The following is a 12,657-nucleotide window of genomic DNA, read 5'->3' on the forward strand; positions in this document are numbered from 1 at the left end:
TCACCACTCGGCCAGTGCCCGCAGGCATTCGCGCAGATGGGGCGGATCGCCAGCCGGTCCCAGCGTTTTTGTACCGAGCTTCAGCGACCAGCTGCGGCCCTCGGCGTGTGCGCGCAGGATCCATGCCGTGACAATGCGGATTCGTTCCTCAAGATCGCGGCCGGGTGTGCGCTGGAGATCGAGGAAGATTTCGCGCGACCGCTCCTCCCGGAACTCGCGCGAGAGCAGGGTCTGATGGCGCTGGGTGGCCTTCCAGGCGATGCGGTGCAGCGGGTCGCCCTCGCGCCATTGCCGCAAGCTGTGAAACTCTTCGCCTTCGTCGCGTTGCCGTGCCTGGCTGCCCTGTCGGGGGGTGCCGTGTTCGGGCAGGGGCGGCACCTGTTCGGCGGGTTGTGGCCAGACCAGGCAGGGTGCCGACGGTTCGATCCAGGACCAGGCCCGGAACAGCCCCAGGGGATGGGTGGTTTCAACGCGCAGGCGGCCGACCGCTTGCCAGCCGCGGTGGTGGGTGGGCAGGTTCAGACGGGCTTCGCCGGCACTTGCGGCCGGCAGATCGAGCCGGGCCAGGCGCGGTCCGGCTCGAACCACCAGGTCGGGACGCGGACGATTGTCTTTCTGGGTGAGACTCAGGCGGTAGCAAAGCGGCCGACCGGCGTGCACCGGTGCCGCGTTACCGCGACGAATACTCAGACCGTGCAGGTTGCGATAGGCCAGCAGCATGCTGTTGACGGCTACGGCGGCAACGATGAAGGTGGTCAGCAAGCCGAGGTTGTTGTTGAAGTTGAGGCTGCCAACGAGCATTGCACCCATCAGCAGGCCCAGCATCCAGCCAAAGCGCGTGGGCAGGATGAAGATCTGCCGGTAGCCCAGCGTGATGGGCAGGTCTAGGCGGGTACGCCGTTTCAGCCAGCGATCGAGCAGGGCCACCAGGGCGCCCCTGCCGCGGCCAGGGTCGGCCTTGACGTGCGCCATCACGGCACCGGGGTCGACTCCAGGATGGCGCGTGCCACGTCGTCGCCACTGGCTGAAGCCTCCGCTATTGGTTGCAGCCGGTGGCCGGCCAGGGCCGGAAAGATCGCCTGCACGTTGTCGGGCAGGCAGAAGTCCTGCTGCATGACCAGCGCGTGGGCACGGGCTACATGGACCAGGGCCAGGGCGGCGCGGGGCGACAGTCCGGCCTTGATTTCCGGATGGCTGCGGGTGGCGGCGACCAGGGCCTGGATATAGTCGAGCACGGGCTCGGAAACGTGCAGGGTGGCGGCCAGCTCGATCAGTTGCATGACCTGCTCGGGATTGAGCACCGGTTCGAACTGCTCGAGCATGCGGCGGCGGTCGGGTTCGGTCAGCAATCGCCGCTCTTCGCGTTCCGATGGATAGCCGATGCGGGTGCGCAGCAGGAAGCGGTCGAGCTGGGAATCGGGCAACGGGTAGGTGCCGGACAAATCGAGCGGATTCTGGGTGGCGATAACGTAAAACGGTCGCGGCAGGATATGCGTGTGACCGTCGACCGTGACCTGTCCCTCTGACATGGCCTCGAGCAGGGCGGACTGGGTCCTCGGCGTGGCCCGGTTGATTTCGTCGGCCAGGACGACATGCGCGAAGATCGGGCCGGGCCGGAACTGGAACTGTTCATCCTGGCGTCGAAAGACCGAAACGCCGAGGATGTCGGCCGGCAGCATGTCGCTGGTGAACTGGATGCGTTGCCAGCTGCCGCCGACAGCCATCGAAAGCGCTTGTGCCAGGGTGGTCTTGCCAACGCCGGGCAGATCCTCGATCAGCAGGTGACCGCCCGCGAGCAGGGCCGAGAAGGCCAGATCGATGACCTCGCCCTTGTCGACGATGATCTCGGCGACGCGGGCGCGGGCGGCCGCCAGCGGCTCGGCCAGCGACGCCGGTGCCCGGTCGGTGACGAGCGGCTCATTCATCCAGCAGGGCGTTGACCTTGGCCGCGCAAATGAAATCGTTTTCGCTCAAGCCTTCGATGGCATGGGTGGTGAAATGAATCAGGCAGAAGTTGTAGCCGGCCTCGAAATCCGGGTGATGGCCTTCCTGGTTGGCGATCCAGGCCATGGCGTTGATAAAGGCCATGGTCTTGTAAAAGCCCTTGAACTCGAAGCGGCGGAAAATCTTCTTGCCGTCGTCATCGACCTGCCATCCCGGAATCTGCGATAGCAGTTGCTCGACGCGGTCGCGATCGAGCGGGTCCGTGCCACCTTCGCAGGGAACGCATTTTTTCTCGGTCAGGGTGTCGGTCATGGTCAGGCTGCTTCCTTGGTCTTGGGTGGGTAGGTGGGTTCGAACTGGCCCAGCGCGCGCGCCTTGCGGATCAGAGCCAGCAGGTCCTCGCCGGCCAGGTCGAACAGGTCATCCATCTGGTCGAGCACGTAGTAAACGGTCTGGAAGATATCGATTCGATAGGGCGTACGCAGCGCATCAATCGGATCGAAGGGTCGCCGCATTGGCTTGTCGCTTTCGAGCGAGTAAACCGTCTCACCCGGCGAAGACGCGATGCCGCCGCCGTAAATGCGCATGCCCTTGGCCGTATCGATCAGGCCGAACTCGACCGTAAACCAGTACAGCCGCGCCAGGAACACGCGCTCCTTCTTCGAGGCCATGACACCGGCCTTGCCGTAGGCTTCGGTGAAGTCGGCAAAGGCCTGGTGGGTGAGCATGGTGGTGTGGCCGAAGATTTCGTGGAAGATATCCGGCTCCTGCAGGTAGTCCATTTCCTCGCGCGAGCGGATGAACGAGGCGGCCGGAAACTTCCTTTCCGAGAGCAGCTTGAAGAAGCGGTCGAAATTGATCAGCGCGGGTACCGGGGCGACTTCCCAGCCGGTGCGTTCGCGCAGCACCTTCGAAACCTCGCCGGGCTGTGGGATACGCTCGGTTGGCAGATCGAGTATTTCCAGTCCGTCGAGGAATTCCTGGCAGACCCGGCCCTGGATGACCTCGATCTGGCGCGCATACAGGTCGCGCCACACGCTATGCTCTTCATCCGTGTACGGGATGATGCCGTTTTCGTCCGGCACCTTGGCTTCGTACTTGGTTGACTTGCCCATGAGTACCTCCTGAAAACTTGATCCGTTTATCTTATCACCCGAAGGCGTTTTTTCCATGAAGACACCCGCCAATCGCTGGCCCGGTCAGAGCTGGTACGAGGTCGAAGCCGGCGCGCGCGCCTGGCCCGTCCTTGCCGGTACGGTGCGTGCAGAAGTGGCCGTTGTCGGCGCCGGTCTGGCCGGCATTTCGACGGCGCTCGAACTGATCGAGAAAGGGTGCCGGGGAGTGGTCGTGGTCGACGCGCTCGAGCCCGGCGGCGGCGCTTCGGGGCGCAACGGCGGCTTCGTGTTCGCCGGCTATTCACTGGCCGGCGACGCCCTGCTGGCCCAGATCGGCCGGGAGCGCGCCGCCCGGATGCACGGCTGGACCCGCGATGCCGTGGCTCGTGTCAGGGGGCGAATCGATCGCTACGCCATCGAATGCCAGGTCAGCGACGCCGGTGTCCTGCTGGCCGACTGGTTTGACGAGCCGGAGGTCCTGTCCGCCTGGGCCGGACGCATGAAGCGGGATCTCGGTTTTGATCTCGAGCCGGTCGAACGAGCCGCGATGGCCGATTACGTGCGATCGGCGCGTTACGGTGGCGGCCTGCTCGAGCCGGGCAGCTTCCACTTCCAACCGCTGCGCTACATCCGTGGGCTGGCCGACGCGATCCTGGCGGGTGGCGGTCAGGTCTTTGGACAATCGCCGGTCAGGGCGATCCGCCGCCAGGGCGCGGGCTGGTGCATCGAATGCCCGCAAGGCCGGATCGTGGCCGACGAGGTGGTGTTGGCTACTGGCGGATACGACCGCCGCCTGGTACCCACGGTGCAGCGTGCCCTGCAGCCGGTGGCGACCTATGTGGCCGTGACCGAACCGCTGGGAGAGCGGCTCGACGCATTCCTGCCGGGCGGAGTCGCCGTTTACGACACGCGCTTTGCCTTTGACTACTACCGTCCACTGCCGGACTCACGACTGCTGTGGGGCGGTCGCATCTCGATGGCGGCCCGCTCGCCGGGGGCCATTCGCCGGCTGATGCGGCGCGACCTCGAGCGGGTGTTTCCCGGACTCTCAGGCGTTCGTTTCGATCATGCCTGGGGCGGCTGGATGAGTTATGCCAGGCACGAAATGCCGTTGCTGGGCCGAACGGCCGAGGGGCTCTGGCATGCCCTGGCCTTTGGCGGGCACGGCATGGCTCCGACCACCCTGGCCGGCGCGATCCTGGCCGAGGCCTTGACTGGCAAGCCCGAGCGCCTGGATGAGTTCAGCGATTGGCCGCCGCGCTGGGCCGGAGGGGTGACCGGTCGACTGGTCGGGCAGCTGATCTATTGGCGGGCGCAGTTGCGGGACGCCTGGAAGGATCGCCGGCTGCGCTCGCAATAGCACGACTTTTAGGAAATTTCCTACATGGCATGGCAATTTTCCTACCGAATGTCGGGACATTCTGCCGCTTACGGATCGCTGTCGACTTTGCCACACTAAACCTCGAGAACTTGGCAGGTCCGCCCGTTTGCTGGTACGGGCGCACCCAGGGGTCCCGCCCGGGGCTGCTGGGGGTTGAGGCGGCGCTTTTGGCGCCGCCTTTTTTATGCGCGGCAATCCCCGGTTGCGATCTTCGCTTGATGCCCTTGCGGCCCGCCCCAATATCGGGAACTTCGGGTCACCAGCCCGGGTCAGAATAGCCGAGACATAAAAAAGTACCAAATCGTTCCTGATTCGAATTCGATCGCTCGTTTTGGTATAATCCAGCGTAGAGTTCAAGGAGGAATTCATGGGCAAGGATCTCGTACCAAGCCACCTGTTGGCACCAGCCGGAACGGGCTCGCTGGATGCTTATATCCAGGAGGTCAACCGCATTCCCGTGCTGACGCTGGAAGAGGAGCAGAGCCTGGCCCGTCGCTACCGTGACGAGGAAGATCTCGACGCGGCGCGCATGCTGGTCATGTCGCACCTGCGCTTCGTGGTTCACGTGGCGCGCGGCTATTCGGGCTATGGCCTGCAGATCAGCGATCTGATCCAGGAAGGCAATATCGGCCTGATGAAGGCGGTCAAGCGCTTTGATCCGGATCAGGGCGTACGTCTCGTTTCCTTTGCCGTGCACTGGATCCGGGCCGAGATTCACGAATTCATCCTGCGCAACTGGCGCATCGTCAAGGTGGCCACCACCAAGGCCCAGCGCAAGCTGTTCTTCAACCTGCGCAGACAGAAGAAGCGTCTGGGCTGGCTCAACCAGAAAGAGGTCAATGCCGTGGCCGAGGATCTCGGGGTCAAGCCCGAGGTGGTCATGGAAATGGAATCGCGTCTGTCGGGCCAGGACGTCGGCTTTGACCTGTCCAACGATGATGATGAGTCCACCTACATGGCGCCTGCGGCCTATCTTGAAGGCCTGTCGGCCTCGCCCGACAAGGTGGCAGAGGCCGAGGACTGGGAACAGCACCATCACGACTTGCTGTTCGGCGGTATCGAAAACCTCGATGATCGTTCGCGTGACATCATCCAGTCGCGCTGGTTGATGGATCCCAAGACCACCCTACAGGCGCTGGCCGACAAGTATGAGGTTTCGGCTGAACGTATCCGCCAGCTCGAAGCCGCGGCGCTGAAGAAGCTCAAGGCGCGCTTCGAGGCCTGACCTTGTTTTGGGCCGCCGCGCGTGCGGCGGCCGCTTGGGCGCACGCCCCAGCTACTCTTCCCAATCTTCGTCGATGTAGGACTCGTAGTCCGGCAGGCCGTCCTCGCCGTTGGTGATGGCATGGCGCCGTCGCTGCAACCACCCGTCGCGCATGTAGCTGTAGGGGTCGAAGGCTGATTCGATATCCTCGGACAGGGGCAGCATCCTGTGGCGAACCTGGATGACATTCAGGCCGATCAGCGCATAGGTCGTCTCTTCAATGGTCCAGCGCCAGACGAAGTCGGCGTAACCGTCGGGGACCCGACCGAGTCCGTCGCGCAGGGTCGAAGGCCCCAGCAAGGGCAGGATGACAAAGCGGCTGTCTTCCCAGCCCCATACGGCCATGGTCTGGCCGAAATCCTCGTCAAACGCTTCGAGTCCGACCGAAGAGGCTGAATCCAGCAGCCCGCCCAGGCCGAAGGTGGTGTTGACGAAAAACCGCTTGAACTGGGTGCCGGCATCCGCCGGCCGTCCCTGGAGCAGCAGATTGGCGATCACGACGGGCGCACGGATGTTGGTGAAAAAGTTGCGGATGCCGTGTCTTGCGGGTTCCGGGGTGATCTTGCCGTAGCCCTTGGCCAGCGGGCGAATCAGGGCGTAGTCGATCGCCGAGTTGAACACGAAGATATTGCGGTTGTAGGGTTCCCAGGGATCCCGCGGGTGGCGTTCTTCCGCCGGCGGTGCGGTGGTGGCGCAGCCGGCCAGCAGGAGCAGGGCTGTCACGACGATGCAAAGCTTGCCTTTCATCGCTCTTTCTCCGACTCGTCGTTGTCTGTATCGGCCCAGCCCAACATGGGGCCCACGCCCGTCAGTCTGGCAATCGTGACCAGGGCCGGTGGGGGTGATTCGAACCGCACGCTTCGACCACTTTTGCGGGCCAGGGCCTGCCATTCCAGCAACAGGGCGAGTGCGCTCGAGTCCGCCGCTTCGAGTGCGGCCAGATCAACCTGTTCCGGCGGGCTATCGCTGGCGAAGCGATTGTGCCAGCGCGCGTGGACTGCCGGGACCTCGCCGACGGTCAGGTGTCCGCTCAGCTGGATGCTCGAGTGCTGCTGATCAGTCATCGACTTCGACCTGATACTGGCCGGCTTCCAGCCGCTCGAGCAGGCTTTCGAAGCTGGTCTGGCGAATCTCCTGGTCGATCTGCGAGCGGAAGGTGGCGACGTACGAAATGCCTTCGACGATCACGTCAAAAACCTTCCAGCCTTCGTCAGTCTGGCGCAGAACATAGTCCACCGGCGCCCGATCACCGTTGTCGAGTTGGACGCGGGTACGCACGCGCGTGGCCCGCTCGGTGTTGTCACCGGTCAAGGGCAGGATTTCGACGCGCTCGAGGAGGTTGTAGTCGAGCAGTGCGGTGGCGTAGCGATCGAGCAGCTGGTTGGCGAGCGCCTCGGCAAAGGCCTCGATTTCCGAGCGTTCGCGACCGCGGCCGTGGCGTCCGAGTACGAGACGGGCCGAATAGACCGTGTCAATGGTGGGCATCAGCACGTTCTTGATGTCCTGCCTGAGTGATGGCGCGTCCTCGCGGTAGCGCTCGCGGTTCTCATTGATAAGAGCCGCCAGCTCGGCGTTGGTCGATTCGATGACTTTCACCGGGTCAGTTTCGGCCAGCAGCGGGCTGGCGATGAGCATCGTCAGGACGAGCAGTAGAGTACGCATCATTCTTCTCCTTCGCTGTCGCTGTTGAACATGTAGCGGCCGATAAGCTGCTCGAGCACCATGGCCGAGCTGGTGATCAGGATCCGGTCGCCGTCGGCCAGCACTTCGGGTGAACCGCCCGGTTCCAGACCGATGTACTGGTCTCCCAGGATGCCGCTGGTGAGGATTGAAGCCGAGGTATCTTCGGGCAGGTTGTCGTACTCACTGCTGATACGCATCGTCACCTTCGCCTCGAAGGTTTCGGGGTCGAGGTCGATTGCCTCGACCATGCCGATGGCCACGCCGCCCATGCTGACGGTGGCGCGCGGTTTCAGGCCGCCGACGTTGGAGAAGCCGGCCTGCAGCTCGTAACTCTCGCCCGAGACCACACCGCGATCCGTGGCGTGCAGCGCCAGGAAGATCAATGCGGCCACGGCCAGCAGGAGGAAGACGCCGGCGGTCAGTTCGATTTGGTGGGATGATTTCATGTCGACTCTCAGAGCATGAATGCGGAAAGAATGAAGTCGAGGACCAGCACCGCAATGGCGGTGGCGATGACCGTCTGCGTGGTAGCCAGCGCCACGCCTTCGCTGGTGGGTCGGGCCGACCAGCCAAACCATACGGCCAGCCAGGCGGCGACGAAGCCGAAGCAGACCGCCTTGAGCATGCCGCCGCCGAAGTCGCGCAGCAGTTCGACGGACGACTGCATGTTGGCCCAGAACGTGATCGGGTCGCTGCCCATCAGGAAGACGGCGAAGAAAATGCCGCCGACGAGGGCGGTGAGATTGAAGATCAGCACCAGGCAGGGCAGGGCGATCGCGCCGGCCAGCAGGCGCGGCTGGATGATGCGCTCCATCGGGTCGATGGCCATCAGGTCGAGTGCGTCGAGCTGCTCGGTGGCCTTCATCAGGCCGATCTCGGCGGTGATCGAGGTGCCGGCCCGTCCAGCGAACAGCAGCGCGGCCAGTACCGGGCCCAGCTCGCGAAACAGCGACAGGGCCAGTACGGTCGAGACGGCGTCGGCGGCGCCAAAGCGGGTCAGCGTGTCATAGGTCTGCAGGGTCAGCACCAGGCCGACGAAAAAGCCGCTGATGACGATGATCACCAGCGAGCGCACGCCCGCGAAGTAGACCTGGCGCAACGCCTCGGCCAGCTGCCGGCGGCCAAAGCGCATACGCGAGAAGGCGGTGAGCAGGAACAGGCCGGCTCGCCCGAACTCGCGCAGCGGCGCCGTCAGGACCGTGCCGTTCTGTTCGGAATTCATCGTTTGCCTCCGCTGGCCAGCAATTCTTCATCGATGGCGCGGGCCGGGTAGTGAAACGGCACCGGTCCGTCGGGCTCGCCCTGCATGAACTGGCGCAGCAGCGGATCGTCACTGGATGACAGTTCTTCGGGCGTGCCGGCGGCGATCAGCCGGCGGTCGGCGATGATGCAGGCGTACTCGGCGAGATGGGCGACTTCACGCACGTCGTGAGTGATGACCACGCTGGTTGTGCCCAGGGCGCCATTGATGTCGCGAATCAGGCGTAGCGACACGCCGAGCGAAATCGGATCGAGGCCGGCGAAGGGCTCGTCGTAGAACATGATGCGCGGGTCGAGCGCCATCGCGCGGGCGGTGGCCACGCGTCGCTTCATGCCGCCGGAAAGCTCGGCCGGGTAGAGTTCGGCCGCGCCGCGCAGGCCGACCATTTCCAGCTTCATGAGCACCAGCCGCCGGATCAGGGATTCAGGCAATTCGGTGTGCTCACGCAGTGGCAACGCGACGTTGTCGAAGCTGGTCAGGTCGGTGAACAGGGCGCCGTTTTGCAGCAGAACGCCGATATTGCGTCGCAGCCGTCCCAGCGCTTTTGCGCCCAGTTGATCGACGCGGGTATCGCCGATCCAGACCTCGCCGCTGTCGGGTTTGAGCTGCCCGGTGACCAGGCGCAACACCGTCGTTTTGCCCGAACCGCTGGGGCCCATGATGGCCGTCACGCGCCCGGCGGGGATCTCGAGATCGAGATCCTCGAGGATGGGGCGCCCGCCCAGGCGCACGGAAACGCTGCGCAAGGCGATGGCTGTGGTGGAAGTCTCCGTCATGTTGTTCGTATTGTCCCGACGCGTGTGTGATCCGACCGCGAAGAGGCGCACAAGTTTAGGCTGCCAGTTCCAGAAAGCTTGTGCTCGGCGTGGGCAGGAGGTTTTTGGAACCGCAGATGACGCAGATGAACGCAGATTAGTGATTGGAATATTGAAAATCTGCGTAAATCTGCGCAATCTGCGGTTTCTTCTAAACTCTCACCAACCGCGGCTCAGAGGATATAACGGCTCAGGTCCTCGTTTCCTGCCAGATCCTCAAGATAGCGGTCGACATATTCGGCATCGATGACCACCTTCTCGCCGGAGCGATCGGCCGCGACGTAGGAGATTTCCTCGAGCAGCCGCTCCATGACCGTATGCAGGCGGCGGGCGCCGATGTTTTCGGTCGATTCGTTGACCGCGAAGCTGATCTCGGCCAGCCGGGTGACGGCGTCCTCGGTGAACTCCAGGTCCACCCCCTCGGTTGCCAGCAGTGCCGTGTACTGCTCGGTCAGGCTGGCGTCGGGCTCGGTCAGGATGCGCTCGAAGTCGTCGGCGGACAAGGCGCGCAGTTCGACCCGGATCGGCAGGCGCCCCTGCAGTTCCGGTACCAGGTCGGAGGGCCTGGCGACATGAAAAGCGCCCGAGGCGATAAACAGCATGTGGTCGGTATTGACCGGCCCGTAACGGGTGTTGACCGTCGAGCCCTCGACCAGCGGCAGCAGGTCGCGCTGGACGCCTTCGCGTGAGACTTCTCCGGAACCCGCGCCACCGGCGCGGCGCGCAACCTTGTCGATCTCGTCGATGAAGACGATGCCGTTCTGCTCGGCCATCGTCGTTGCCTGCTGCTTGACTTCCTCATCGTTGATCATGCGCGCGGCTTCTTCCTCCACGAGCACGGGAATGGCATCCTTGACCTTCATGCGGCGCCGCTGTTTGCGGTTGCCGGACATGCTCGAGAACATCTGCTGGAGCTGGCTGGTCATCTCTTCCATGCCCGGCGGCGCCATGATTTCCACACCCAGGTTCTGGTCGAGATCAATTTCGATCTCGCGTTCGTTGAAGTCGCCGTCGAGCAGTTTCTTCATCATCTTGCGTCGCGTTTCCGACGAGGTCTCGGCCGGCTCTTCGGGCGCGTTGGCAAAACCGCTGGTGGTCTTCTGCGGCAGCATGATGTCGAGCACCCGCTCGACCGCAGCGTCTTCGGCACGTGAGCGCACCTTCGTCATGGCCTCTTCGCGCGCCATCTTGACCGCCACCTCGACCAGGTCGCGGATGATTGATTCGACATCCTTGCCGACGTACCCGACTTCGGTGAACTTGGTCGCCTCGACCTTGACGAAGGGGGCCTTGGCCAGGGTGGCCAGTCGGCGAGCGATCTCGGTCTTGCCCACGCCGGTCGGGCCGATCATGAGAATGTTCTTGGGCGTAATCTCCGGCCGCAGCTTTTCGTCGACCTGCATGCGGCGCCAGCGGTTTCTCAGGGCAATGGCCACTGCCCGCTTGGCTGCCTTCTGGCCGATGATGTGCCGGTCCAGTTCCTGGACGATTTCACGGGGCGTCATTTGCGACATGGCTTATTCCGATTCGAGCGTTTCGATAGTGAAATTATGGTTGGTGTAGATGCAGATCTCGCCGGCGATGGTCAATGCTTCGCGGCAGATGGCTTCGGCATCCATTTCGGTGTGGCGTAGCAGGGCACGGGCTCCTGCCTGTGCGAACGGGCCGCCCGAGCCGATGGCGATCAGGCCTTCTTCGGGCTCGATCACGTCGCCGTTGCCCGAAATGATCAGCGAGGCCTCGCGGTCGGCGACCGCCAGCAGAGCCTCCAGGCGCCGGAGCATGCGGTCGGTTCGCCAGTCCTTGGCCAATTCCACGGCGGCACGCGTGAGATGGCCCGAATGCATTTCGAGCTTCGACTCGAAGCGTTCGAACAGGGTGAAGGCGTCGGCGGTGGCGCCGGCAAATCCGGCCACGACCTGACCCTTGTACAGGCGCCGCACTTTGCGCGCGTTGGACTTCATGATGGTATTGCCGAGTGAGACCTGACCGTCACCGGCGATGACCACCTGCTTGTTGCGGCGAACTGAAACGATGGTGGTGCCGTGATACTGCTCCATGGACCGACTCGCTGCCGATGGGTGAGGGGGAAACATGGGGATGCGAGTGGTATGGGGCAAGGTGGAGACGGGAAGCGGGAAGTACCAAATTCCAAGCACCAATTTTCAAACAAAGCTCAATGACAGAATTTTCAATGTCCGAAATGGGCTTAGTCGACGGGTTAAGCACCATTATGTCCATTGATCATTGGAATTTGGTTCTTGTTTGAAAATTGGTGCTTGATATTTGAGATTTACGAGCTCTTCTTTTTGGCTCGCGGATGCGTCTCGTCATACACCTTCGCCAAATGCTGAAAATCCAGGTGGGTGTAAATCTGGGTGGTCGAAAGATTGGCGTGGCCGAGCAGTTCCTGGACGGCCCGTAGATCGCCGGAGGACTCGAGGATGTGCGAGGCGAAGGAGTGACGCAGCTGGTGGGGGTGCACGCGCTGGTCCAGGCCCTGGCGCTGCGACCAGTAGGCCACACGCTTCTGGATGGCCCGCACGCCCAGTGAGCGCCCCTTGAGGCTGGTGAATATGCGCGGCTGCTGAAGCCCGGCGACGCTCGCGTGCACACGCTGCCACTGTTTAAGCGCGCGCACGGCATGCCGGCCGACCGGCACGAGTCGTTCGCGTCGGCCCTTGCCAAGCACGCGAACCAGGCCCTCGCCGAGATCGAGCCGGTCCCAGGTCAGGCCGGCGAGTTCACTGACGCGCAGGCCCGAGGCGTAGAACAATTCGAGCATGGCGCGATCGCGCGTGGCCAGTTCGTTTTCTTCGGGGATGTCGAGCAGGGCCAGCACCTGGTCGATATCGAGCACTTCCGGCAGCTTGCGCCGGACCCGTGGCGCCCGTACCCCCTGGACGGGATCGTCGCTGACGACGCCTTCGCGGCGGAGATGACGGAAAAAGCGGCGCAGGCCCGACAGGCGGCGCTGGATGCTGCGCGGGCTCAGGCCGCGGCGGTGCTCACTGGCGGCGAAGCCGCGGATATCGGCCTGGGTGATGGCTTCGACCTCGCCAAGATCGCGCTCGCGACACCAGGCCTCAAGGGCGGTCAGATCGCGCCGATAGGCCTCGATGGTGGCCGGGCTAAGCCCGGCCTCGTCGGCGCCGTGCCGCAGAAAGGCGGTGATGGCCGCCTGCAATCGCACA

The 12,657-nt window shown here is 63.6% G+C and carries 15 protein-coding genes; 2 read left to right on the top strand and 13 right to left on the bottom strand.

All coding sequences use genetic code 11. The annotated features are described in order from the left end of the window. Genes G4Y73_RS04965 through phhA form a run of 4 tightly spaced genes read right to left on the bottom strand, consistent with a single transcriptional unit; the run spans nucleotide 1 to nucleotide 3,059 of the window. The gene (locus tag G4Y73_RS04965) at nucleotides 1–972 is read right to left on the bottom strand and encodes a DUF58 domain-containing protein (protein ID WP_164230070.1); all 972 of its coding nucleotides are present in this window, start codon (nucleotides 970–972) and stop codon (nucleotides 1–3) included. Then, nucleotides 972–1,925 (bottom strand): MoxR family ATPase, encoded by a 954-nt coding sequence (locus tag G4Y73_RS04970; RefSeq protein ID WP_164230072.1) that lies wholly within the window; start codon nucleotides 1,923–1,925, stop codon nucleotides 972–974. The genes G4Y73_RS04965 and G4Y73_RS04970 overlap by 1 nt, the downstream gene beginning before the upstream one ends. Beyond that, nucleotides 1,918–2,256 carry a 4a-hydroxytetrahydrobiopterin dehydratase gene (locus tag G4Y73_RS04975; protein WP_164230074.1) on the bottom strand — a complete coding sequence of 113 codons (339 nt, stop codon included), beginning with the start codon at nucleotides 2,254–2,256 and terminating at the stop codon, nucleotides 1,918–1,920. The genes G4Y73_RS04970 and G4Y73_RS04975 overlap by 8 nt, the downstream gene beginning before the upstream one ends. Before the next feature lie 2 nt (nucleotides 2,257–2,258). Then, entirely contained in the window at nucleotides 2,259–3,059 is an 801-nt protein-coding gene (gene phhA, locus G4Y73_RS04980; RefSeq protein WP_164230076.1) for a phenylalanine 4-monooxygenase, read from the bottom strand. Nucleotides 3,060–3,114: 55 nt separating this feature from the next. Here phhA and G4Y73_RS04985 point away from each other — a divergent pair, with 55 nt between their 5' ends. Further along, complete coding sequence (locus G4Y73_RS04985; RefSeq protein ID WP_164230078.1) at nucleotides 3,115–4,419, top strand: FAD-binding oxidoreductase; 1,305 nt, start codon at nucleotides 3,115–3,117, stop codon at nucleotides 4,417–4,419. 388 nt (nucleotides 4,420–4,807) lie between these two features. Next, complete coding sequence (rpoH, locus tag G4Y73_RS04990) at nucleotides 4,808–5,665, top strand: RNA polymerase sigma factor RpoH (RefSeq protein WP_164230080.1); 858 nt, start codon at nucleotides 4,808–4,810, stop codon at nucleotides 5,663–5,665. Between the two features lie 51 nt (nucleotides 5,666–5,716). Here the strand turns inward: rpoH and G4Y73_RS04995 are convergent, their stop codons facing one another. From G4Y73_RS04995 to xerC, 9 genes are all read right to left on the bottom strand, one after another. Continuing rightward, nucleotides 5,717–6,451: a VacJ family lipoprotein gene (locus tag G4Y73_RS04995; protein WP_164230082.1), complete on the bottom strand. Its 735-nt coding sequence runs from the start codon at nucleotides 6,449–6,451 to the stop codon at nucleotides 5,717–5,719. After that, a complete protein-coding gene (locus G4Y73_RS05000; RefSeq protein WP_164230084.1) occupies nucleotides 6,448–6,768 on the bottom strand; it encodes an STAS domain-containing protein in 321 nt (106 codons plus the stop codon). Before G4Y73_RS05000 ends, G4Y73_RS04995 begins: the two co-directional genes overlap by 4 nt. Beyond that, complete coding sequence (locus tag G4Y73_RS05005) at nucleotides 6,761–7,369, bottom strand: ABC transporter substrate-binding protein (protein ID WP_164230086.1); 609 nt, start codon at nucleotides 7,367–7,369, stop codon at nucleotides 6,761–6,763. Before G4Y73_RS05005 ends, G4Y73_RS05000 begins: the two co-directional genes overlap by 8 nt. Then, nucleotides 7,366–7,833, bottom strand: coding sequence for an outer membrane lipid asymmetry maintenance protein MlaD (gene mlaD, locus G4Y73_RS05010; RefSeq protein ID WP_164230089.1), 468 nt, complete (start codon nucleotides 7,831–7,833; stop codon nucleotides 7,366–7,368). The genes G4Y73_RS05005 and mlaD overlap by 4 nt, the downstream gene beginning before the upstream one ends. 8 nt (nucleotides 7,834–7,841) lie before the next feature. Beyond that, complete coding sequence (locus tag G4Y73_RS05015) at nucleotides 7,842–8,609, bottom strand: MlaE family lipid ABC transporter permease subunit (protein ID WP_164230091.1); 768 nt, start codon at nucleotides 8,607–8,609, stop codon at nucleotides 7,842–7,844. Beyond that, nucleotides 8,606–9,424: an ABC transporter ATP-binding protein gene (locus tag G4Y73_RS05020; protein ID WP_164230093.1), complete on the bottom strand. Its 819-nt coding sequence runs from the start codon at nucleotides 9,422–9,424 to the stop codon at nucleotides 8,606–8,608. Before G4Y73_RS05020 ends, G4Y73_RS05015 begins: the two co-directional genes overlap by 4 nt. A 212-nt stretch (nucleotides 9,425–9,636) precedes the next feature. Continuing rightward, a complete protein-coding gene (gene hslU, locus G4Y73_RS05025; RefSeq protein WP_164230095.1) occupies nucleotides 9,637–10,977 on the bottom strand; it encodes an ATP-dependent protease ATPase subunit HslU in 1,341 nt (446 codons plus the stop codon). A 3-nt stretch (nucleotides 10,978–10,980) separates the two neighbouring features. Continuing rightward, nucleotides 10,981–11,523, bottom strand: a complete 543-nt coding sequence (hslV, locus tag G4Y73_RS05030; protein WP_164230097.1) for an ATP-dependent protease subunit HslV — start codon at nucleotides 11,521–11,523, stop codon at nucleotides 10,981–10,983. A 233-nt stretch (nucleotides 11,524–11,756) separates the two neighbouring features. After that, nucleotides 11,757–12,650, bottom strand: coding sequence for a tyrosine recombinase XerC (xerC, locus tag G4Y73_RS05035; RefSeq protein ID WP_164230099.1), 894 nt, complete (start codon nucleotides 12,648–12,650; stop codon nucleotides 11,757–11,759). Nucleotides 12,651–12,657 lie beyond the last annotated feature (7 nt).

The organism is Wenzhouxiangella sp. XN201 (assembly GCF_011008905.1).
Lineage (GTDB): Bacteria > Pseudomonadota > Gammaproteobacteria > Xanthomonadales > Wenzhouxiangellaceae > Wenzhouxiangella.